Raw genomic sequence first — 21,075 nt, 5'->3', positions numbered from 1 at the left:
CGCGAGTCGCGCGGGTGAAACCGTGAGTGCCGCGCTGGAGGCGCGCGGGGTCGCGCTGTCGTTCGGCGAGACGCCGGCGCTGCGCGGGGCCGACCTCATCGTCGAGACCGGCGAGATCGTGGCGGTCATGGGGCCGAGCGGCTCCGGCAAGTCGACACTGCTGCACTGCCTGGCCGGCATCCTCGTGCCCGACGCCGGCGAGATCCACGCGCTCGGCCGCCGCATCGACAACCTGAACGAGGCCGAGCGGAGCGAGCTGCGCCGCGACCGGTTCGGCTTCGTCTTCCAGTTCGGCCAGCTCGTGCCCGAGCTCACCGCCGAGGAGAACGTCGCCCTGCCGCTGCTGCTCGGCGGCGTGCGCCGGGAGCCGGCGCTGCGGCGCGCCCGGGAGTGGTTCGGCCGGCTCGGCATCGACGGTCTCGAGCGGCGGCGGTCGGGCGAGCTCTCCGGCGGTCAGGCCCAGCGGGTCGCGCTGGCCCGCGGGCTGGTCGGCGAGCCGGCCGTGCTGTTCGCCGACGAGCCGACCGGCGCGCTCGACTCGTTCACCGGCGAGCAGGTCATGGACCTGCTGGTCGACTCCGCCCGCCGGCAGGGCGCGACGGTCGTGCTCGTGACGCATGAGGCGCGCGTCGCCGCGTACGCGGATCGGGAAATCATGGTCCGTGACGGCCGGGTCACCTCGCCCGCGGTGGCGTCGTGATCCGCCTGGGGCTGCGGCTCGCGGTGACCGGCGGGCGGGCCGCGATCGCCCGGCTCGCCCTGGTCGGCGGCGCGGTCGCGCTCGGTGTCGCCCTGCTTCTCGCCGTGTTCGCGGGCATCAACGCCGTACAGAGCCAGAATCTGCGGTACGCGTGGCTGAACAGCGCCGTCACCGAGGCGGCCACCGGGACGGAAGCCGCCGACGCGGCCGGCTGGGCACTGCGCGAGGACTACTTCGCGGGCAGGCGCATGGCCCGCGTCGACGTCGCGGTCACCGGCCCCGACTCGCCGGTGCCACCCGGCATGACCCGGCTGCCCGCGCCCGGGGAGTACTACGTCTCGCCGGCGCTGGCCTCGTTGCTGGCGTCGACGCCCGCCGACCAGCTCGGCGATCGCTTCCCGGGGCGCCAGGTGGGTGTCATCGGCGACGCCGGGCTCGCCTCGCCCGACTCGCTCATCGCCGTGGTCGGGCGCACGCCGCAGGAGGTCGCCGGCATCATCGGCGCCACGAAGATCACCCGGATCGTCAGTGTCTCGCCGCAGGACTGCAGCGGCTGTTACGTGGGCGTCGGCAGCGACGGGATCACCCTGATCCTGTCCGTGGTCGCGGCCGCCCTGCTGTTCCCCCTGCTGATGTTCATCGGCACTGCCACCCGGCTGGCCGCCGCCCGGCGGGAGCAGCGGTTCGCCGCGATGCGCCTGGTCGGTGCGACCCCCCGGCAGATCACGCTGATCGCCACCGTCGAGTCGACGCTCGCGGCGGCCGCCGGCACGCTGCTCGGTTTCGCGCTGTTCCCGCTGCTGCGGCTCGGGCTCGACCGGATCACCTTCACCGGGGAGCGGTTCTTCCTCGGCGACCTCTCGCTGACCTGGTTCAACGTGCTGCTGGTCGGGGCCGGGGTGCCGCTGGGGGCGGCGGTGGCCGCCCGGGCCGCGCTGCGCCGGGTGCGGATCACCCCGCTCGGCGTCGCCCGGCGGGTCACCCCGCGACCGCCGCGCGCCTGGCGGCTGCTGCCGGTCGCGGCCGGGCTGTGCGAGCTGGCCTGGTTCATCGACCGGCGCCCGCGGACCACGAACGGGCAGACCGAGGCGTACCTCGGCGGGATCTTCCTCACCATGATCGGGCTGGTCGTCGCCGGGCCGTACCTGACCATGGCCGGTTCCCGGGTGCTGGCCCGCCTCGCCCGGCGCCCCGCGACCCTGATCGCCGGGCGACGGCTCGCCGACGATCCGCGAGCCGGGTTCCGGGCGGTCAGCGGCCTGATGCTCGCGCTGTTCGTGACCAGTGTCGCGACCGGCGTGATCACCTCGATCGTGGCGTACCGCGGCGAGACGCCGGTCGGCACCGCGACCTACGACAATCTGTCGATCGGCTGGTACCCGGACCACGGCGGGAAGCTGCCGGCCGCGGACACGCCGATCCCGGCCGGGCTGACCACTACGCCCGGGGTGCGGGACGTGCTGGTGGTTCGCTACCAGGGGATCGTCGGCAATCTGCCGACCGGCGCGATCGGCTGCGCCGACCTGACCCGCCACCCCGACCTGGGCCAGTGCCCGCCGGGAGCGCAGGTGGGTGCGGTCTACGCCGATCTGTCGCGCCCGGACTTCGGGTCGGACGTCTACGAGGCGTCGCCGATGACCCTCGCCCAGCTGCCGAGCCTGCCGGTGAACTCGTTCGTGGTGCTCACCGACGGGTCGCGGGCGGCGCTCGAACACTCCCGCACGCTGCTCGAGTCCACCTTCCCCGACGGCCGGTTCCCGTCCACCGAGAACGAGTGGCGCAGCGACTTCGCCCGCACGCTGGTGCAGTTCCAGCGCCTGGCCGACGTGGTGATCGTGGCGAGCCTGGTGATCGCCGGGTGCAGCCTCGCGGTCAGCCTGGCCGGCGGGATCAACGAGCGGAAACGGCCGTTCGCCCTGCTGCGGCTGACCGGGGTGCGGCTGGCCGAGCTGCGCCGGGTGATCACCCTGGAGAGCGCGGTGCCGCTGCTGGCGGTCTCGGCCGTGGCCATCGCGGCCGGGTTCACCGCGGCCGCGCTGTTCCTGCGCTCCCAGCTCGACTACGACCTCAAGCCGCCCGGGTTGTCGTACTACGTGCTGGTCGGTCTGGGTCTGGCGGTGTCGCTGGGGCTGATCGCCTCGACCATGCCGTTGCTGCGCCGGGTCACCGGCCCTCAGCAAGCCCGCAACGACTGAGTTGCACCCGGCGGCTTTCACAAGTCGCCGGGTGCGCGGCCGAATGGGCCGGGGTGCGAACCGACCTCCTCCTCGGCCAGGCCGACGACCTGCTGACCACCGGCCGGGCCGGCCGGGCCGCCACGCTGCTCGCGCCCGTGGTCGGCGAGGAGCCCGGCAACGTCGACGCCTGGCTGCTGCTGGCCCGGGCCCACCTGGCGCTGCGCCGTCCCGCCGACGCGCTGGAGGCGGCCCGGTGCGCCCTGCGGCTCGACCCGCACGGGCTCGAGGCCCTGTACTGGGTGAGCGCCGCCTACACCGCGTACGGGCGGCACGACCTGGCCGTCGCGGCCGCGGTCACCGCCGGGAACGAGGACCCGGGCAACCCGCGCCTGGTCGAGCGGCACGGCCGGGCCCTGCTCGCCGCCGGCCGCCTGGCCGAGGCCGAGCGGGTCCTCGCGGCCGGCGCCGAGTACGCGCACTACGACGCGGACCTGCAGGTCGCGCACGGGGTGGCGCTGTTCGCGGCGGGCCGGCCGCTGAGCGCCCGGGAGGCCTACGGGCGGGCCCTCGCGCTCGACCCCGGCCACCGGCAGGCGGAGGCCGAGCTGCGCCGCCTCGCCGCGGCCGAGCAGCGCATCGTCGACGCCGAGAGCCTGCTGCGGGTGACCGACGAGTTCGCCGAGCTGCTGCGGATCCCGGCCGGTGGCCGCCGGCCCGAGCCGGACGGGCGCGGGGCACTGGCCCACCTCACCTCGGTGGCGTTCGCCGTCTGCCTGGCCGCGCTGCTGGTGCTCGGCGTGCTCGACCGGCTCACCCCGCTCGACGTACCGCCCGCGCTGATGCTCGCCGTCCTCTGCGCCGCGGGCTCGGCGGCCTGCGCGACGGCGCTGACCAGGCGTACAGGCTGAAGACTGGACCCGTTCCAGCCGGATTCCAGGTTCACGTCAGACCCCGCGCTCATGCTGCCCGCGACGGCACGACACTCCGCCGTGCCGCAAGGGGGGAACACGCGCATGCGCAGATTCACCATGCTCAGAACGGCGGCGTGCGGCTTCGCCGTGGCCGCCGCGCTGGCCATGACCGCGGGGCCGGCCCACGCCGACGCCGTGCCGAAGCTCACCGCCTTCTCGGTGTCCGCGTCGGCCGTCGACGTCACCTACGGGGACGCGCACATCACCGTGACCATGTCGGTCTCCGACCCCGACGCCACCGGCGTCGGCACCGGTGACGTCATCGCGCACGGCCCGAAACGCGGCTACAACCCGGCCGGGCACCTCGTGCAGGTCGGCGGCACCGCCACCAACACCCAGTACCGCGCCGACATCACCCTGCCCGCGGGCAAGGCGGTCGACTACCGCATGGACATCAGCTTCCTGCCGGCCAACGAGTTCGCGCTGGTCGACCTGCAGTCCCAGCTGGTCGCCTCGGGCTGGGCGTACCACACCGTCGCGTCGGTGAGCGCGGTTCCGGCCGCCCCGGCGCACTTCACCTTCCACCGGGACGTGGCCGGTGGCCTGCCGGTCATCATCGTGGGCTGGGATCCGCCGGCGGCCGGGCAGCCGATCGCGTCCGGCTCGACCGTGACCAGCAGCGGCTGCGGCACCGTGAAGAGCAACTCGTACGCGAGCGTCTGGTTCGGCAGCGTGCCGTCCGGCACCACGACCTGCACGGTCACCGTGAGCCTGACCAACAGCGCCGGCAGCTCGCCGCCGGCGACGGCGTCGGCCCGGGTCTGAGGAGCACCCCATGATCAAAATCGCGATGGCACTGGTCTTCGCGGCCCCGGTCGCGCCGGCCTGGGCCATCACTCCCACCGTCAACCCGTCGCCGGTCACCAACGAGTTCAACGCGGTGTCGGCACGCACCACGACCGACGCCTGGGCGGTCGGCGACTTCCTGGGCCCGAACGACGACGACGGCCTGGTCATGCTGGCCGAGCACTGGAACGGCACGGCCTGGTCGCAGACGCCCACGCCGAACATCTTCCGCGTCGACGAGAAGCTGAACGCGGTGTCGGCGTCCTCGGCCACCGACGTCTGGGCCGTCGGCTCGCAGAACATGACCGGGTTCAAGCACACCGACCCGATCGCCGCGCACTACGACGGCACCGGCTGGACGATCGTGCCGACCCCGGCCACCACCGGCGGGTCCAAGTCGATCCTCTTCGGGGTCGCGGACCTGAGCAGCACCAACGCCTGGGCGGTGGGCCGCAGCGAGGGCAACCGGGCGCTGATCGAGCACTGGAACGGCACGGCCTGGTCGATCGTGACGGCGCCGGTCCCGGCGGTGCCGGCCGGCGAGACGTTCGTCGGCACCACGCTCAACGCGATCTCGGCGCGGTCCGCGACCGACATCTGGGCGGCCGGCTACACCCAGTCCGGCAAGGGCACGGCCGCCAACAGCTACACGCTGACCATGCACTACAACGGCACGGCCTGGTCGATCGTGCCGAGCCCGAACCCGGCCGTCCGCAGCGCGATCAACGGCGTACGGCAGCAGCTGAACGGCGTCGTCGAGATCTCCGCGAACGACGCGTGGGCGGTCGGCAACACCGTCGACACGGTCAGCGGCAGCTTCCAGCCGAACGGCCCGATCGCGATGCACTGGAACGGCACGGCATGGTCACTGGCGACCGTGCCGGCCGGGGTCACCACCAGGCTGGCCGCGGTCACCGCCAACTCGTCCGGCACGGTCTGGGCGGACGGCGACGGGGCGATCCTGCGCTTCAACGGCACGAGCTGGACGACCGAGACGGTCCCCGGCGCGCCGCTGCTGAAGGGCATCGGCTCGGTGCCCGGCACGGCCACGGAAGCCTTCGCGGCCGGGTCCGCGGCGGGCACGTACGTGGCGCATCACCTCTAGAGAAACCTGGAGAGATACAGGGAGACGGCGGCGTGCCGGGTGGCGGCCCGGCACGCCGCTCTACTCTTCCCGCAGTTTCCGGAGCAGCCGGGTCAGGTCCGCACGGTCGGCATCGGTGAGCGAGGCGAAGAAGCGCTCGCTCTCCGCCTGCCGGGCCGCCTTGATCGCGGTGGCCGTCTCCCGGCCCTTCCCGGTCAGCGACAGCAGCGTGGCCCGGCGGTCGTCGGGGTCGGGATGGCGCTCGGCCAGGCCCATCCGGGCGAGGTCGTCGGCCACCTCGGTCGCCGACCGGGCCGCGATGCGCAGGTGGTCGGCGAGCCCGCTGAGCCGGATGTCGCCGTGCCTCGACAGCACGCTCAGCGCCCGGGCCAGCGACGGGGAAAGGTCCCACGGCTCGAGCGCGACCCGCTGGCGGTGCCGCAGATCGTGCGCCACCGACCAGAACGCCTCCGAGAGGCCCGCCGCGTCCACGCGGAATACGGTAGCAGGGGTTGCTGTTCTTACCTCATGATGAGGTAACCTCAGTAAACCCCTACCGAGAGAAGGCGCCCTTGCCGAGGCCCGAGCGCAAAGTCACCGCCACCGAGAAGAAGCAGGCGCGCGAGGTCTCGCTGCGCCGCATCGGCGGACTGTTCCGCGAGCACACCTGGTCCCTGACCGTCGTCGTCCTGATCATCGTGATCTCGTCGATCGTCGGCATGGCCTCCCCGTTCCTGCTGCGCGAGGTCATCGACGTCGCGCTCCCCCACGCCGACCTCACGCTGCTGGTCTGGCTGGTCACCGGCATGGTCGCCGTCGCCGCCGTGACCGCCGCGCTCGGCGTCGTGCAGACCTGGATCTCCACCGCCGTCGGGCAGAGGGTCATGCACCGCCTGCGCACCGACGTCTTCACCCACCTGCAGCGCCAGTCCATCGGCTTCTTCACCCGCACCCGCACCGGCGAGGTGCAGTCGCGCATCACCAACGACATCGGCGGCATGGAGTCGGTCGTCACCTCCACCGCCACCTCGATCGCCGCCAACCTCACCACCGCGATCGCCACGCTCGCCGCCATGGCCGCGCTGTCCTGGCAGCTGTCGCTGGTGTCGCTCGTCGTGCTGCCGCCGGCCGTCTGGCTCTCCCGCCGGGTCGCCCGCATGCGCCGCGAGATCACCGCGCAGCGCCAGCGCGAGCTGGCCGACCTCAACGTCACCATCGACGAGGGCCTGTCGATCAGCGGCGTCCAGCTCGCCAAGACCATGGGCACCGCGCCCGCCCTGATCGACCGCTTCACCGCGTCGTCGCGCCGCCTCATCGACCTCGAGCTGCGCTCCGAGCTGGCCGGCCGCTGGCGGATGGCCGCGATGACCATCGTCTTCGCCGGCATCCCCGCCGTGATCTACCTGGCCGCCGGCATGCCGTTCACCGCCGGCACGCTGAGCATCGGCACGCTGGTCGCGTTCACCGCCCTGCAGGCCGGCCTGTTCCGCCCGCTGCTCGGCCTGCTCAACGTCGGGGTCCAGCTGACCAGCTCGCTCGCGCTGTTCGCGCGCATCTTCGAGTACCTCGACCTGCCGGTCGAGATCGAGGAGCCGGCCCGGCCCGTGCACATTCCGGCTCCGCGCGGCCACTTGCGCTTCGAGGATGTGACTTTCGCGTACGCGGGGAGCGAGGCGGCCGCCGTCGCGGGCGTCACCCTCGACGTGCCCGCCGGGACGTCCCTGGCGCTGGTCGGCGAGACCGGCTCGGGCAAGAGCACGATCGCGGCCCTGATCGCCCGCCTGTACGACCCCACCGCGGGCCGGGTCACGATCGACGGGGTCGACGTGCGCGACCTGTCGCTGGCCGACCTCGCGTCGATCGTCGGCGTGGTCAGCCAGGAGACGTACCTGCTGCACACCACCGTCCGGGAGAACCTGCGGTACGCGCGCCCCGGCGCCACCGACGAGCAGATCGAGGCCGCGGCCCGCGCCGCCCAGATCCACGACATGATCGCCGGCCTGCCCGACGGCTACGACACCATGGTCGGCTCCCGCGGTCACCGCTTCTCCGGCGGCGAGAAGCAGCGGATCGCGATCGCCCGCACGCTGCTGCGCGACCCCCGCATCCTGGTGCTGGACGAGGCCACCAGCGCGCTGGACAACGAGACCGAGCGGGCCGTGCAGCGGGCCTTCGACGAACTGGCCCGCGGCCGCACCACGGTCACCATCGCCCACCGCCTGTCCACCATCCGCGACGCCGACCAGATCGTCGTCGTCGACCACGGCCGCGTCCTCGAGTCCGGCACCCACGACGCCCTGGTCGGCGCCGGCGGCCGCTACGCCGCCCTGGCCGCGTAACCGCGCCGCCTCCCGCTCGCCGCCGATCCCTCAGCCGGGCGCGCCAATTGCCGATACCGCTGGGCGACCCCGACTTCCCCCGCGAGAAAGGACCCCGATGGCGCAGACCACCCGGGAGATGCCGGTCCGGGCCGACGGTTGGCGGCCCACCGACCCGGTCCTCGAGGCGATCATCAAGCGCTGCATCGCCGACGCGGAGGCCGGCGCCTCCCGCGACGGCGTCCGCGAGTACATGGCCGGCGCGATGATCCTGATAGTCCTGGCCGTCCTGATGCTGCTGGCCGGCCAGTCCGCCACCGTGGCCATCCTGATCCCGGCGGCCCTGTTCGCGGCCGGCGCCCTCTACATGATCAGCAAGGCCAAGCCGGTCCCGGTCCAGCGGGCCAAGGCCCTGGCCCCGATGGGCGGCCCCGGCCGCCTGCCGGCCGGCTACCTGGTCCACCCGGGCGCCTGGAACGCCGGCATGGCCGAGCACGTCGCCTTCCTGCCCGAGTCCCAGCTGCAGGCGGCGGCCGGCATGTGCGCCACCTTCCCCGGCTCGGTCGACGACCTGCTGATCTTCACCGGCACGATCGCCGCCCAGTTCCCGCAGCCCAAGCACCACCTGACCCCCGACGACGTGGCGCACCGCACCCGCGACCTGGTCCGCGTGGGCCTCCCGGTGATCCGCGAGTTCAACCAGAAGTACCCGCCCCCGGCCCCCGACGCCGGCGGCAAGAAGGGCAAAAAGAAGAAGTAGCTCCCCGAAACGGCCGGTCCCCCCAGGACCGGCCGTTTCTGCTAGGGCCCGTATCAAAGTGGGGGCCGGAGCGAGGCGAGGTTCAGGTGTCGTCTGGGTGTGCGCCGCGGGCGCCCGAATACCGGGGTTGTATTCGGGTGTTCGCGGCGTGCGGCCAGACGGCGGCTGGGCCACGCCGCAGCCCGTCTCCCACTTTGATACGGGCCCTAGGGCCGGGGAGCGCCCGCGAACGGCACCTGAGCCGGCCCGGCCGTCACGCCGGCCGGGTGCGACCAGCGGCCACGCCGGGCGAGCTCGGGCAGCACACCCTCACCGAACCAGTACGCCTCCTCGAGATGCGGGTAGCCGGAGAGGATGAACTCGTCGATGCCCAGCGACGCGTACTCCTCGATGCGGTCGGCGACCTCCCGGTGGCTGCCGACCAGGGCGGTGCCCGCGCCGCCGCGCACCAGGCCGACACCGGCCCACAGGTTGGGCGCGACGACCAGCCCGTCGCGGGTGCCGCCGTTGAGGTCGAGCATGCGCCGCTGGCCGACCGACTCGCTGCGCCGCAGACCCGCCTGGACGGCGGCGATGTCCTCCTCCGACACGCCGCGCAGCAGCCGCTCGGCCTCGGCCCAGGCCTGCCCGGCGGTGTCCCGGGTGATGACGTGCAGCCGGATGCCGAAGCGCATGTCCGGCCGCAGCGTGCGGATCCAGGCCAGCTTCTCGGCGACCTGAGCCGGCGGCTCGCCCCAGGTGAGATAGACGTCGGCGTGGGCGGCGGCGACCGGGCCGGCCGCCTTCGACGAGCCACCGAAGTAGATGGCCGGCGACGTCTCCGGCACGTGGGCGAGCCGCGCCCCCTCGACGTGCAGGTGCTCACCCTCGTACGAAATGGTCTGGCCCTGAAGAAGGCCCCGGACGATGCCGAGGAACTCACCCGTGCGCGCATAGCGCGCGTCCTTGTCGAGGAAGTCGCCGAACTGGCGCTGCTCGGCGGACTCGCCCCCGGTCACGACGTTGAGCAGCAGGCGCCCGCCGGACAGCCGCTGGAACGTGGACGCCATCTGCGCCGCCAGCGTCGGCGAGAGCAGTCCCGGCCGGAACGCGACCAGGAACTTCAGCCGCTCGGTGACCTGGCTGAGCATCGCCGTCGTCAGCCAGGCGTCCTCGCACCAGGCCCCGGTTGGCGTGAGCGCCCCCGCAAAACCGAGCTGCTCGGCCGAGCGGGCGACCTGCCCGAGATAGCCGACGGAGGCCGGGCGCACGCCGCCGGCGGCACCGACCGGGACGCCGTGCCCGCCGCCGACGATGTCGCGGCTGTCGCCGTTGGTGGGCAGGAACCAGTGGAACTCCATGGCCACACCCTACCCAGATATCCTATGGGTGAGATAGGGCGTTCGACTCCTCCAGACCGGCCAGGATCGCGTCGATGGCGGCCAGCATCTCCCGGGTGCGGGGGCGCAGCCGGGAGAGCGGCTCGATCGCGGCGTCCAGGTCGCCGTCGCGGGCCACCTGCTCGAGGCGCTCGCAGACCGCGGCGAGATCCGGCACGCCGAGGTTGGCCGCCACCCCCTTGAGCTGGTGGGCCTGCTCGCGGAGGCGGTCGGCGTCATCGGCCGCCACCGCCTGGTGGATCTCCTCGACGTGGCCGGGGGCGTGCGCGCTGAGCCGCCGCAGCAGCCCGGCCAGCTCGGCCGGCCCGAGCGCGGCGCCCGCGCCACGCAGCTGGTCCAGCCGTCGCTCGATCTGCCGGTGGGGGCCGACCGGCCGCGCCCACCGCTCCAGTGCCAGGCCGACGGTCGCCGGCATCAGCGGCTTGGCCAGGTGGTCGTCCATGCCCGCGCCCAGGCATCGCGCCCGGTCCTCGGGCAGCGCCCCGGCGGTCATCGCGATGATCGGCACATGCGGGCTGGTGCCCTCCGCGCGGCGGATCGCGGCGGTCGCCTCGTAGCCGTCCATCTCCGGCATCAGGCAGTCCATGAAGATCGCCTGGTAGTCCTGCATGGCGGCCTTCTCGACCGCCTCGCGGCCGTTGGCGGCCACGTCGGCGCTGTACCCGAGGTTGGCCAGGATGCCGAGGGCCACGGTCTGGTTGATGTCGTTGTCCTCGACCAGCAGCACGTGCCCGCGCCCCAGCGGCGACGCGGGGGTGATGCGCAGGGCGCGGTCCTCGGCCGGCGGGGCGAACAGGCCGACCAGCGCGTCGTACAGCTGGGACTGCCGGACCGGGCGGGTGAGCACCGCGTTGAAGCCGGCCGACCGGGCCCGCCCGGGCGGCGACGGCTCGCCGCCGACCAGCACCAGCTTGGGCGTGGGGATGACCGGGTCGCCGACGATCATCGGCGGCAGGTCGGCGCTGTCCAGGATGGCCACGTCGAACGGCCGGCCCGCCTCCGCCGCCACCACCAGCGAGCCGATCGCGGACGCCTCGTCGGGCACGGCCGAGGTCTCGACCACCCAGGCGCCCAGCTGGTCGGCGATCGCGGCCGTCTCGGCGCCGGCCATCAGCAGCACCCGCAGCCCGTCGAGAGCGTGCCGGCGCGGTGACTCGGCGTCCTCGACGGCCGGCCACAGTGCCACCGTGAACCAGAACGTGCTGCCCGTCCCGGCCTCGCTGCGCAATCCGATCTCGCCGCCGAGCGCCCCGACCAGCTCCCGGCTGATCGCCAGGCCCAGCCCGGTGCCGCCGAAGCGCCGGGTCGTGCCGGCGTCGGCCTGGATGAACGGCTCGAACAGCCCGGCCTGCTGGTCGGCGTCGATGCCGATGCCGGTGTCGGACACCTCGAACCGCACCGGGACGCTGCCCGGCGGGAAGTCGCCCACCGCGGGCTCGGCGGTCACCGCGACGGTGCCGCTGGCGGTGAACTTCACCGCGTTGCCGGCCAGGTTGAGCAGCACCTGGCGCAGCTTGCCGGCGTCGCCGCTGACCAGGGCGGACAGGTCCGGGTGGCAGCGCGACGACACGGTCAGTTCCTTGGCGCCGGAGGCGTCGGCGACCAGACCGACCACCTCGTCGAGCAGCCGCCAGATCTCGAAGTTCGCCCGTTCGAGGACGACCTTGCCCGCCTCCAGCTTGGAGAAGTCCAGCACGTCGTTGATGACCGCGAGCAGGGCGACGCCGGCGCTGTTGATGCCCTGCGCGTACCGCCGCTGGGTCTCGGTCAGCTCGGTGCCCAGCAGCAGGCCGCTCAGGCCGATCACCCCGTTCATCGGGGTCCGGATCTCGTGGCTCATCGAGGCCAGGAACTGAGACTTGAGCCGGGCGGTCTCCACCGCCTGGTCGCGGGCCTGGGCCAGGGCCAGCTCGGTCTGCCGGCGGGCGCTGATGTCGCGGGCGAACGCGTGGAAGGTGGACGGGCCGTCCCGGCGGATCCGCCACATGGTCAGCTCGATCGGCAGCTCGGTGCCGTCGGCGCGCACCGCGCCCATCTCGGTCGGCCGGTCGAGCAGCCAGGCCCATCGTCCCTCGAGGACCCGGTCGAGCGCGGCGGCGTACCGGCGGGGCAGGATCGTGTCGACCACGTGCCGGCCGAGCACCTGCTCCCGGGTCCAGCCGAAGACCTGCTCGGCCTGCCGGTTCCACTCGGTGATCAGGCCGCGGTAGTCCATGCTGACGAACGGGTCGCTGGCCGCCGTCATGATCGTCTGGAACTGCTCGCGCTCGAAGCGCAGCCGCCGCTCGGCCTCGACCTCGGCGGTGATGTCGTGCGAGATGGTCGACGCGCCGACGATCGTGCCGTCCGGGTCGCGGATCGGCGCCATGCTCAGCGAGACGTAGATCGTGCTCCCGTCGTGCCGCATCCGCCGGGTCTCGTGGTGCTTGATCAGCTCGCCGGAGCGGACCCGGGCCAGCAGCCGCTTCTCCTCGTCCGGCCGGTCGAGCGGCAGGATCACGGTCACGTCCCGGCCGATCATCTCCTCGGCGGTGTAGCCGTAGAGCCGCTCGGCGCCCGGGTTCCAGGTCAGGATCGTGCCGTCGAGGGTCTTGCTGACGATCGCGTCGCTGGAGGCGGCCACGATCCCGGCGAGCTGGGCGTCGGACTGGGCCTGCGCGAGCCGCTCGGTGATGTCCTGCACGGTGGCGAACACGACGGTGCCGCCCTCGCCCTCGACCGCCGACAGGTTGATCTCCACCGGGCACTCGGTGCCGTCGCCGCAGTGTGCGGTCAGCTGTACCGGCCGCGGGGGTGGCTCGTCCAGCGGCAGCGGGACCAGCGCGTCCACCGGCATGCCGATGAGCTGGTCCCGGCGGCGCCGGAAGACCTGGCCGGCACGCGCGTTGGCGAGCAGCACCGAGCCGTCGGTGTCGATACAGAGCATCGCCTCCGGCGAGGCGTCCAGCAGGGCCTTGAACTTGCTCTCCGCGATCCGCAGCCGGGTGATCTCGGTGGTCACACCGCAGACCGCGTACGCCTGACCGCCCTCCTCCCGCAGCGCGAAGAGCGTGGTGATGAACGTCCGCGTGCCGTGCTCGCCGGTCATCTCGTCCTCGAAGACCAGCGGCCCGTCCGCCTCGACCACGAGCCGGTCGCGGCGCCGCATCTCGGCCAGCCTCTCCGGCGTGTGCACGTCCCGGTCGAAGCGGCCGGTCGTCGTTCCCGGGGGGATGCCGTAGAGCTCCTCGAACGCCGCGCTGGCCATCCGGTAGCAGCCGTCCAGCCCCTTGATCGAGAACGCGGTCGGGGTGTTGCGCAGGATCGTCTCCATCTGGACGTGCCGGCCGAGATCGACACGCGCGGCGATGGTCGCCTTCTCCATCCGGGCCGCCCGCGAGCCGGTGACCAGGCTGACGATCGAGACGATCCCGACGTTCGCGGCGACCAGGAACGCGGCCTCCAGCTGCGCGTCGTACCAGCCGGCGGCGACCAGCCAGCCGGTCATCGGCAGCACGATCAGCGCGGCGGCAAGCATCCGCCGCGTCTGCATGGCGCTCACCGTGTGGTCGGCGAGCACCCACACCAGCCCGGCCCCGGGCGGCCCGTCCCCCGCCGCCGGGAACCCGGGACCCGCGAACCCGGGACCCCACGGGGCCAGCGCCGCGGCCGCGGTCGCCACGATGCCGGCCGCGGTGGCGAGCGACAGCGCCCGGTACCCGGTCGAGCCGGTCAGCGCGGGCGCCTGGAAGGCCAGGCCGTACACGGCGAGCAGGCCGATCACGCCGCCGCAGATGGCCGCCGCCTGCCCGGCCGCGATCCACGGCGGCCGGCCGCGCTCCGTCAGCAGCTGCGCCACCGCGAGCACGAGAAACCCGGTGATCGCGCCCGGGGTCGGGTGCATCTCGCCGGCCTGGGTGATCAGCGGCAGGATCATGGTCCGCGGCGCGAGCCCGTCGCCGAACCGGTCGTCGAACATCCCGGCGACCGCCGTGACGGCCGCCAGCAGCGGAAACACGGCGACGGACCCCCGGCGCCGCAGGAACGTGCCCGCCCCGAGCAGGATCAGGCAGAGCGCGGGGACCAGGACCGGCGCGGCGAGCAGCGCGACGCCGAGCGCGACCGTCAGCGAACCCAGGGCCTGCGAGAAGAACCGGGCGAGCCGGGATGCCGGCCGCTCACCTGCCGCCGGGGACGATGACATATATCCGGAATATCACTTGGATTGCTGATTTGTGGCGGTAATTTTGTAGGAGGTGACGCACGGGCCGAAGGAGGGATGCCGTGGCGACGGTGCTCGTCGTGGACGATGTGGCGGCCAACCGGGAGCTCATGGCCATGCTGCTCGGCTACCGGGGGCACGAGGTGATCGAGGCCTCGGACGGCGCCGACGCGCTCGCGCTCGCCCAGAGCCGCCACCCCGACGTCGTCGTCTCCGACGTGCTCATGCCCGGCATCGACGGCCTCGAGCTGGTGCACCGGCTGCGGTCGGCCCCCGACGAGCGGGCCGCGCACGCCCCGGTCATCTTCTACACCGCGAACTACCTCGAGCCCGAGACCCGGCCGATCGCCGAGGCCTGCGGCGTCTCACAGGTGGTGCTGCGCAGCGCCGACCCGCGCGAGCTGCTCGACGCCGTCGACGTCGCGCTGCGCAACGGCCCGGTCGAGATCACCCCGCGGCCGGCCGACGAGTTCGCGGCCGTGCACGCCCGCGCCATCAACGCCAAGCTCGTCGAGAAGGTGCGCGCGCTGCGGCACACCGAGCGCCGGTTCGAGGCGATGGCCGCCTCCTCCCCGGTCGGGATCGTCCTGCTCGACGCGGACGGCTTCGCCACGTACGCCAATCCCCGCCTCTCCGAGATCACCGGCCTGCCCGCCGACCGGCTGCTGGAGCGGGGCTGGCTGGCCTGCCTCGAGCCGGACACCCACGCCGAGGCGGTCGAGGTCGTACGGGCCGGCCCGGCGCACGCCGCCGACGCGGTCGAGCACCGCTACCGCAACCGGTTCGTCCGCGACGACGGCGACGCCCGCTGGCTGCGCGTGCACCTGCGCCCGATCGGCGACGCCGAGACCGGGCTGGCCGGCGCGGTCGTCATGGTCGACGACGTGACCGACCTGGTCGCGGCCGAGGAACGGGCGGCGCGGGAGATGCGCCAGCGGCAGGACGAGGCCCGCCGGCGCGACGCTGAGCGCCTCGACAGCCTGCGGCGGATGGCCGGCGGCATGGCGCACGATTTCAACAACCTGCTCGGCGCGATGCTCGGCTTCCTGACGCTGGCCATCGAGCAGATCACCGAGGAGATGGAGGCGGGCCGCCTCTCCCCGGCGGCGGGCGCGGCGCTGCTGGGCGACCTCGGGCAGGTGACCAAGGGCGGCGAGCGGGCCACCAAGCTGACCGAACAGCTGCTGGCGTTCGGCCGCCGCGAGATCAGCCAGCCCGCGGTCGTCGACGTCGACAAGTTCCTGGCCGACGCGGCCGGAGCGCTGGCCGAGGCGGCGGGCCCCGGCATCAAGCTCGACCTCCGGCCGGGCGACGTCCCGCCGGTCATGATCGACCCGCGCCTGCTCGAACGGCTGCTGCACATCCTCGTACACAATGCTCGCGACGCCATGCCGGACGGCGGGACGATCACCGTGACCACCGGCCGGGTCCCCGCCACCGGCCACGCCACCATCAGCGTCGCCGACGACGGGCGCGGGATGCCGGCCGACGTACGGGCGCGGGCCTTCGAGCCTTTCTTCTCGACGAAGGCCGGCAGCCGCACGGCCGGGCTCGGGCTGGCCACGGCCCACGGGGTCGTCACCCAGGCCGGCGGCGAGCTCACGCTGACCTCGGCCCCCGGGCAGGGCACCACCGTGCTGATCACGCTGCCGGCGGCGCCCGCCGCGACCGGAACGGCCGCCGACGCGACCAAGCCGGGGGCGGCGCCGGCCGTGCGGGGGACGCAGACCGTCCTGCTCGTCGACGACGAGCGCGATCTGCGCGAGGTGACCGCCCGGTTCATCGCGAAGGCCGGTTACCAGGTGCTGACCGCCGCCAACGGGAACGAGGCCCTGCGGGTTGCCGAGCAGCACGCGGACGCCATCGACTGCCTGGTCACCGACGTGATGATGCCGGGGATGGACGGGCGCCAGCTGGCCCACCGCTTCCTCTCCGACCGCCCGGACACCAAGGTCGTCTTCATCTCCGGGTACGCCGAGGCGCTGATCGACGATCAGGGGCGGTCGCTGGAGCCGGGGCGGACCATCCTCGCCAAGCCCTTCACCAGCGCCGAGCTGACGGCCGCCCTCAAATCCGTGCTCGCCGGCTGACAGTTCAGTCTTTCCTTTATTCAGCGGACGCTGTACTTTCGCGGCGTGGAGACGTTGACGCACGGCCAGGTGCTGGCCCGGTTCGGCCACGCCCTGTCCGACCCGGTGCGAGCCCGGTTGCTGATGGCGCTGCGGGACGGCCCCGGCTATCCGGCGCAGCTGGCCGACCTGCTCGGCACGAGCCGGCAGAACCTCTCCAACCACCTGGCCTGCCTGCGGGGCTGCGGTCTGGTCGTGGCGGTGCCGGAGGGCCGCCGCAGCCGGTACGAGCTGGCCGACCCCCGCCTCGCGCACGCTCTCGGCGATCTGCTCGGCCTGGTGCTGGCGGTCGATCCGGCCGCCTGCCCGTCCGCGGCCGAGGACGGGTGCTGCTGATGACCGCGCTGCCGATCCTCGGCGGACCGCCGGCGCGACGGCGGGCCGTCCTGATGCGGCGGGTGCGGTGGCTGGTCGCCGCGACGATCACCTACAACGTCGTCGAGGCGGTCGTCGCGATCACGGCCGGCACCGTCGCGTCGTCGACGGCGCTGGTCGGCTTCGGGCTGGACTCGGTCATCGAGGTGTCCTCGGCCGCGGCGGTCGCCTGGCAGTTCTCCGGCCCCGACCACGAGCGACGGGAACGGACCGCCCTGCGGATCATCGCCGTGTCGTTCTTCGCGCTCGCCGCTTACGTTTCGGTGGAGTCGGTCCGGGCGCTGCTCGGCGGGGAGCACGCGGGACACGCGCCGGCCGGGCTGGTGCTGGCGGCCGTCTCGCTGGTGGTGATGCCGGTGCTCTCGGCCGCGCAGCGCCGGGCCGGGCGGGAGCTCGGCTCCGCGTCGGCGGTGGCCGACTCCAAGCAGACCCTGCTCTGCACGTACCTGTCCGCCGTGCTGCTGGCCGGGCTCGCGGTGAACTGGATGTTCGGCTGGTGGTGGGCCGACCCGCTCGCCGCGCTGGTCATCGCCGCCGTCGCGGTCAGGGAAGGCCGTTCGGCGTGGAGAGGCGATGCCTGCTGCGCGCCGACGGCGCGGCAGCCGGGCGCCGGTTGCGCGGGCGGCTGCTGCACCCCCGGCGCTGGTCCCACCCGCTGAACCGCCGTTCCGCGCCGGTCACGCACGGCCGGCGGCTGGGCCGGCGTGCCATGGCCCGGGCCGCTGCCTGGTCGCGCGCGGTGCCGCCCGTCGCGGCCGGTGGGGACGCGGACCCGGAAAGGGGTCTAGACCCAGTGTTCGGCCAGCAGGGCGACGCCGAGGATGACCATGGCGGCGCCGGAGAAGCGCGTGGTCAGGCGGGCGGCGGTGGGGCGGGCGCGGAGCACCGAGCGGGCCAGGACGCCGACGCCCAGGTAGCCGGCGCCGCAGTTGGCGGTGTGCAGGGCGCCGAGGAGGGCGATCTGCAGGGCGGCCGGCCAGGTGCCGCCGGGGTCGGTGAACTGCGGCAGCAGGGCCAGGAACAGCAGCAGGCCCTTGGGGTTGAGCCCGCTGACGCCGAAGCCGCGGACCAGGGCCCGGCCGGGGGTCGCCGCGACCGAGCCGCCTGCCATGGGGCCAGAGGCCGCGGGGCCGGCCACCGCGGGGCCGGCCACTGCGCGGCCAGCCACCGCCGGAAGGGCCGGCGGGCGGGCCAGGATCCCGGCGCCGAGCCAGACCAGGTAGGCCGCGCCGGCGAAGGTCAGCGCGGTCAGCACGACCGGAGTGCGGGCCACGAGCGCCGCCACGCCCGCGGCCACGACGGCGGTCAGGACCACGTAGCCCAGCAGGATGCCGGTCACCGCCGGCCACACCGCGCGGTCGCGGAGACCCGCGGCGATCACGTACGCCCAGTCGGCGCCCGGAACGAGCACCAGCAGGGCCGACATGGCCCAGAAGCCGAGGGCGAGACCGAACGCCATACCCGGCAGATTAGGCTCATCGGGGCGAAAGGTGCTTCCAAGTCTTGCCCCGTCCGGGGCGTACGGGGGAAGAATCTTCTTCGTGGATGACGTAGATCGGAAGATTCTTGCCGAGCTGCAGCAGGACGGCCGGCTGACGGTCACCGAGTTGGCCGCGCGGGTGCGGCTCAGCCTCTCCCCCTGCCACCGGCGGCTGCGCGATCTGGAGCGGTCGGGGGCGATCCGCGGCTACCGGGCCGTCGTCGACCCGGAGGCGCTGGGGCTCGGTTTCGAGGCGGTCGTGTTCGCGACGATGCAGCAGGGCGACCGGGACACGGTCGCGGCGTTCGAGGAGGCGGTCGCGGCCATCCCGCACGTGGTGCTGGCCCAGCGGCTGTTCGGCGATCCCGATTACCTGCTGCGGGTGGTCAGCGCCGACCTGCCCGCGTTCCAGCGGCTCTACGACGAGCGGCTGGCCACCCTTCCCGGCGTACGGCGGCTGACCTCGACCCTGGTCATGAAGCAGGTGGTGCGGGATCGACCACTGCCATGAGGACGGCGGCGACGGTCGACACGTACGCCTCGTTGTCGAGAGTCTCGTCCCAGGTGGTCTGCAGCTGCAGACCCTGGTAGATCGAGATCAGCACCCGGGCCAGCGCGCCGGGGTCGATGCCCGCGGCCAGCGGCACGCCGGCCAGCGCCGCGGCCACGGCCGTCCGCGGATCGTCCACGTTGCGCCGGGCCAGCTCGCGGATCCGCGGGTTGCGCACCGCCTCGGCCCAGATCTGCACCCCGAGCCGCAGCCGGGCCGCCGCCGCGGGATCGCCGGCCGAGCGCAGGTAGTCGAGGTAGGCCGCGACGCGCGAGTCGACCGTGCCCGTGGCCAAGACCTGGCGCTGGTCGTGCCACTCGGTGACGATCGCGGCGATCACGTCGTCCTTGCCCTCGAAGTACCGGTAGACCAGGCCCGCGCTGATCCCGGACTCGCGCACGATGTCCTGCATGCTCGTACGGTGGAAGCCGTCGCGGGCGAAGCAGGCCGCCGCCGCGTCGAGGATCTGCCGGCGCCGGGCGGCCAGATGGGCGTCGCTGACCTTCGGCACTACTGGATCTCCGCCTCGGCGACGCGGTAGAAGGGTGCCGCGTCCTCGATCCGGCCCAGCGGCTGGAGGTAGCGTTCGGCCGCGTCCCGGGTGGACAGGTCGAGCGCCAGGCGCATGCCGCGCGCCGCGAGATAGCCGGGCAGCGCGGCCGGGTCGAAGCCGAACGTCCACGGCTCGCCCTGGCGGCGCACGGCCTCGGCCCAGCTGCCGGCGTCCACTTCGCCGTCGAGGACGCGCCGGTCGACGTACGTGAAAATCAATGAGCTCCCGGTGGCGGTGAGTGACGCGAGCCGCCGCAGGGTCGCGTCCACCGCGGGCTCGGACAGATAGTTGGTGACACCCTCCCAGACCACCACGGTCGGCTCGAGCGCCCCGAAACCGGCCGCGAACAGCGCGTCGCCGAGATCCTCGGTGAGCAGGTCGACGGGCACGTACCGGACGTGCCGGCGGCGCTCGGGCCGCACCGCGCCGCGCACGAGCCGCCGCTTCACCGCCTGCGTCGCCGGATGATCGGCCTCGTAGACCGCGACCCGCGCGATGCCGGGCAGCCGGTAGGCACGGCTGTCGTAGCCCGCGCCGAGCAGCAGCACCTGCCGCGCCCCCCGGCCCAGCGCCTCGATCACCAGGTCGTCGATGAGCCGGGTGCGCGCCACCGCCGACGGCCGCGGCCCCGGCCACCGGCGGTCGATGAACCGCGACAGGCGCAGCCCGACCGGCCGGACCCGCGCGGCCCGGGCGAGCAGCCGGTAACCCCCGTGCAGGAACCGCACGGCGAGGGGGTCGTCGAAGACCCGGTCGTGCCCGCGCGCCGTCTCGAGCGCCCGGAACAACGCCACCTGCTCGGCGGTGCGGCTGGCCCTGTTCTGCATACCCCGGAGAATAATGAACGAGCGTCCATTTTTCTAGAGCCTCATCAGTTCCGATCACGGATCGTCGTTGGACGCGGTCTCCCGCCCGGCGGAATGCTGATGACCATGACTGACGTCTACGACGAGCCGGCCGGGATCGCCCCGCGCGGCACCGTGATCGTGGCCGCGGGCCGGGGCGAGCACGCCGGCGCGTACGCCCGGTTCGGCAAGCGGATCTCCGCCGACGGCTACCGGGTCCGGGTCCTCCCGGACGTGACCGCCGACCTGGACGCCGCGTTCGACACCGCCGGAAAGCTGCTGGCCGACGACGCCCTGCCCGGGCCGAAGGTGATCGCCGGCTCCGACACCGGCGCGCTGTTCGCCCTGGCGCTGGGTCCCCGCCCCGACGCCCTGATCCTGGCCGGACTGCCGGTCGCCCGTCCCGAGGGGATCAATCTGCTCGGCGGCTGGGAGGCCGAGATCGAGGCCCGCACGGCCTGCCCGAACCACCGCCGCGTGCTCGGTGACGGCGCGTCGACGCTGCTCGCCCCGATCCCGCCCGCTCTCAGCGCTGCCGTGGAACAGACGAGCCTGCCCACTCTCGGGCTGCACGGCGACGCCGACCCGATCAGCCCGCTCGACGAGGCGCGGCCGCTGTACCCCGGCACCCTCGTCGCCGTCGCCGGCGGCCGGCACGATGTCCTCAACGACGTCAGCCACCGCACCGTCGCCGCCACGATCGTGCTCTTCCTCGAGCGCCTCCGGCTCGGCCCGTCCCTACCGGTCATCGCCGAGGCGCTCTGAGA

18 protein-coding genes are annotated in these 21,075 nt (G+C 73.6%); 12 read left to right on the top strand and 6 right to left on the bottom strand.

Annotated features, from left to right (window positions below; translation table 11 throughout):
- The first annotated feature begins 22 nt into the window (after window positions 1-22).
- The 5 genes from A3CQ_RS0138840 to A3CQ_RS0138820 all read left to right on the top strand — a co-directional run bounded on the left by A3CQ_RS0138840 (window position 23) and on the right by A3CQ_RS0138820 (window position 5,739).
- Window positions 23-700, top strand: coding sequence for an ABC transporter ATP-binding protein (locus A3CQ_RS0138840; protein WP_020516371.1), 678 nt, complete (start codon window positions 23-25; stop codon window positions 698-700).
- Window positions 697-2,895: an FtsX-like permease family protein gene (locus tag A3CQ_RS0138835; RefSeq protein WP_020516370.1), complete on the top strand. Its 2,199-nt coding sequence runs from the start codon at window positions 697-699 to the stop codon at window positions 2,893-2,895. The genes A3CQ_RS0138840 and A3CQ_RS0138835 overlap by 4 nt, the downstream gene beginning before the upstream one ends.
- Before the next feature lie 53 nt (window positions 2,896-2,948).
- The gene (locus A3CQ_RS55610) at window positions 2,949-3,785 is read left to right on the top strand and encodes a tetratricopeptide repeat protein (protein ID WP_020516369.1); all 837 of its coding nucleotides are present in this window, start codon (window positions 2,949-2,951) and stop codon (window positions 3,783-3,785) included.
- Between the two features lie 105 nt (window positions 3,786-3,890).
- Window positions 3,891-4,613: a hypothetical protein gene (locus tag A3CQ_RS0138825; protein ID WP_020516368.1), complete on the top strand. Its 723-nt coding sequence runs from the start codon at window positions 3,891-3,893 to the stop codon at window positions 4,611-4,613.
- Window positions 4,614-4,623: 10 nt separating this feature from the next.
- Window positions 4,624-5,739: a hypothetical protein gene (locus A3CQ_RS0138820; RefSeq protein WP_020516367.1), complete on the top strand. Its 1,116-nt coding sequence runs from the start codon at window positions 4,624-4,626 to the stop codon at window positions 5,737-5,739.
- Between the two features lie 60 nt (window positions 5,740-5,799).
- Here A3CQ_RS0138820 and A3CQ_RS0138815 read toward each other — a convergent pair whose 3' ends face one another.
- Window positions 5,800-6,210, bottom strand: coding sequence for a MarR family winged helix-turn-helix transcriptional regulator (locus A3CQ_RS0138815; RefSeq protein WP_020516366.1), 411 nt, complete (start codon window positions 6,208-6,210; stop codon window positions 5,800-5,802).
- An 80-nt stretch (window positions 6,211-6,290) separates the two neighbouring features.
- Here A3CQ_RS0138815 and A3CQ_RS0138810 point away from each other — a divergent pair, with 80 nt between their 5' ends.
- Both A3CQ_RS0138810 and A3CQ_RS0138805 read left to right on the top strand, forming a co-directional pair.
- Window positions 6,291-8,057, top strand: coding sequence for an ABC transporter ATP-binding protein (locus A3CQ_RS0138810; protein ID WP_020516365.1), 1,767 nt, complete (start codon window positions 6,291-6,293; stop codon window positions 8,055-8,057).
- 97 nt (window positions 8,058-8,154) lie between these two features.
- Window positions 8,155-8,796, top strand: coding sequence for a hypothetical protein (locus A3CQ_RS0138805; protein WP_020516364.1), 642 nt, complete (start codon window positions 8,155-8,157; stop codon window positions 8,794-8,796).
- A 206-nt stretch (window positions 8,797-9,002) separates the two neighbouring features.
- Here the strand turns inward: A3CQ_RS0138805 and A3CQ_RS0138800 are convergent, their stop codons facing one another.
- Both A3CQ_RS0138800 and A3CQ_RS58150 read right to left on the bottom strand, forming a co-directional pair.
- Window positions 9,003-10,142 carry an LLM class flavin-dependent oxidoreductase gene (locus tag A3CQ_RS0138800; protein ID WP_020516363.1) on the bottom strand — a complete coding sequence of 380 codons (1,140 nt, stop codon included), beginning with the start codon at window positions 10,140-10,142 and terminating at the stop codon, window positions 9,003-9,005.
- Window positions 10,143-10,158: 16 nt separating this feature from the next.
- Window positions 10,159-14,358, bottom strand: a complete 4,200-nt coding sequence (locus tag A3CQ_RS58150) for a PAS domain-containing hybrid sensor histidine kinase/response regulator (RefSeq protein WP_020516362.1) — start codon at window positions 14,356-14,358, stop codon at window positions 10,159-10,161.
- 80 nt (window positions 14,359-14,438) lie between these two features.
- Here A3CQ_RS58150 and A3CQ_RS0138790 point away from each other — a divergent pair, with 80 nt between their 5' ends.
- The 3 genes from A3CQ_RS0138790 to A3CQ_RS0138780 are packed head-to-tail and all read left to right on the top strand — an operon-like array spanning window position 14,439 to window position 17,539.
- Entirely contained in the window at window positions 14,439-16,466 is a 2,028-nt protein-coding gene (locus tag A3CQ_RS0138790) for an ATP-binding response regulator (protein ID WP_020516361.1), read from the top strand.
- Between the two features lie 45 nt (window positions 16,467-16,511).
- The gene (locus A3CQ_RS0138785) at window positions 16,512-16,841 is read left to right on the top strand and encodes an ArsR/SmtB family transcription factor (protein WP_026206687.1); all 330 of its coding nucleotides are present in this window, start codon (window positions 16,512-16,514) and stop codon (window positions 16,839-16,841) included.
- Window positions 16,841-17,539, top strand: coding sequence for a cation efflux transmembrane domain-containing protein (locus A3CQ_RS0138780; RefSeq protein ID WP_040433880.1), 699 nt, complete (start codon window positions 16,841-16,843; stop codon window positions 17,537-17,539). Before A3CQ_RS0138785 ends, A3CQ_RS0138780 begins: the two co-directional genes overlap by 1 nt.
- A gap of 125 nt (window positions 17,540-17,664) precedes the next feature.
- Here A3CQ_RS0138780 and A3CQ_RS0138775 read toward each other — a convergent pair whose 3' ends face one another.
- Window positions 17,665-18,339 carry a LysE family translocator gene (locus tag A3CQ_RS0138775; protein ID WP_020516358.1) on the bottom strand — a complete coding sequence of 225 codons (675 nt, stop codon included), beginning with the start codon at window positions 18,337-18,339 and terminating at the stop codon, window positions 17,665-17,667.
- An 82-nt stretch (window positions 18,340-18,421) separates the two neighbouring features.
- Between A3CQ_RS0138775 and A3CQ_RS0138770 the strand changes: the two genes are divergently transcribed.
- Window positions 18,422-18,871, top strand: coding sequence for an Lrp/AsnC family transcriptional regulator (locus A3CQ_RS0138770; RefSeq protein ID WP_020516357.1), 450 nt, complete (start codon window positions 18,422-18,424; stop codon window positions 18,869-18,871).
- On the opposite strand, the gene A3CQ_RS0138765 is transcribed toward A3CQ_RS0138770, so the two are convergent.
- The gene (locus A3CQ_RS0138765; RefSeq protein WP_020516356.1) at window positions 18,834-19,421 is read right to left on the bottom strand and encodes a TetR/AcrR family transcriptional regulator; all 588 of its coding nucleotides are present in this window, start codon (window positions 19,419-19,421) and stop codon (window positions 18,834-18,836) included. The genes A3CQ_RS0138770 and A3CQ_RS0138765 overlap by 38 nt on opposite strands.
- Window positions 19,421-20,290, bottom strand: a complete 870-nt coding sequence (locus A3CQ_RS0138760; protein WP_020516355.1) for a class I SAM-dependent methyltransferase — start codon at window positions 20,288-20,290, stop codon at window positions 19,421-19,423. The genes A3CQ_RS0138765 and A3CQ_RS0138760 overlap by 1 nt, the downstream gene beginning before the upstream one ends.
- A gap of 105 nt (window positions 20,291-20,395) precedes the next feature.
- Here A3CQ_RS0138760 and A3CQ_RS0138755 point away from each other — a divergent pair, with 105 nt between their 5' ends.
- Window positions 20,396-21,073: an alpha/beta hydrolase gene (locus A3CQ_RS0138755; protein WP_211216757.1), complete on the top strand. Its 678-nt coding sequence runs from the start codon at window positions 20,396-20,398 to the stop codon at window positions 21,071-21,073.
- The last annotated feature ends 2 nt before the right edge of the window (window positions 21,074-21,075 follow it).

The organism is Paractinoplanes globisporus DSM 43857, assembly GCF_000379645.1.
Taxonomy (GTDB): Bacteria; Actinomycetota; Actinomycetes; order Mycobacteriales; family Micromonosporaceae; genus Actinoplanes; species Actinoplanes globisporus.
Note: the sequence above shows the minus strand (reverse complement) of the source record. Positions and strands in the feature narration are given on the sequence as shown.

Coding starts and splice junctions, on each gene's coding strand:
- A3CQ_RS0138825 (WP_020516368.1), top strand. CDS start 3,891: ATGCGCAGATTCACCATGCTCAGAACGGCGGCGTGCGGCTTCGCCGTG.
- A3CQ_RS0138820 (WP_020516367.1), top strand. CDS start 4,624: ATGATCAAAATCGCGATGGCACTGGTCTTCGCGGCCCCGGTCGCGCCG.
- A3CQ_RS0138805 (WP_020516364.1), top strand. CDS start 8,155: ATGGCGCAGACCACCCGGGAGATGCCGGTCCGGGCCGACGGTTGGCGG.
- A3CQ_RS58150 (WP_020516362.1), bottom strand. CDS start 14,358: ATGTCATCGTCCCCGGCGGCAGGTGAGCGGCCGGCATCCCGGCTCGCC.
- A3CQ_RS0138780 (WP_040433880.1), top strand. CDS start 16,841: ATGACCGCGCTGCCGATCCTCGGCGGACCGCCGGCGCGACGGCGGGCC.
- A3CQ_RS0138775 (WP_020516358.1), bottom strand. CDS start 18,339: ATGGCGTTCGGTCTCGCCCTCGGCTTCTGGGCCATGTCGGCCCTGCTG.
- A3CQ_RS0138760 (WP_020516355.1), bottom strand. CDS start 20,290: ATGCAGAACAGGGCCAGCCGCACCGCCGAGCAGGTGGCGTTGTTCCGG.
- A3CQ_RS0138755 (WP_211216757.1), top strand. CDS start 20,396: ATGACTGACGTCTACGACGAGCCGGCCGGGATCGCCCCGCGCGGCACC.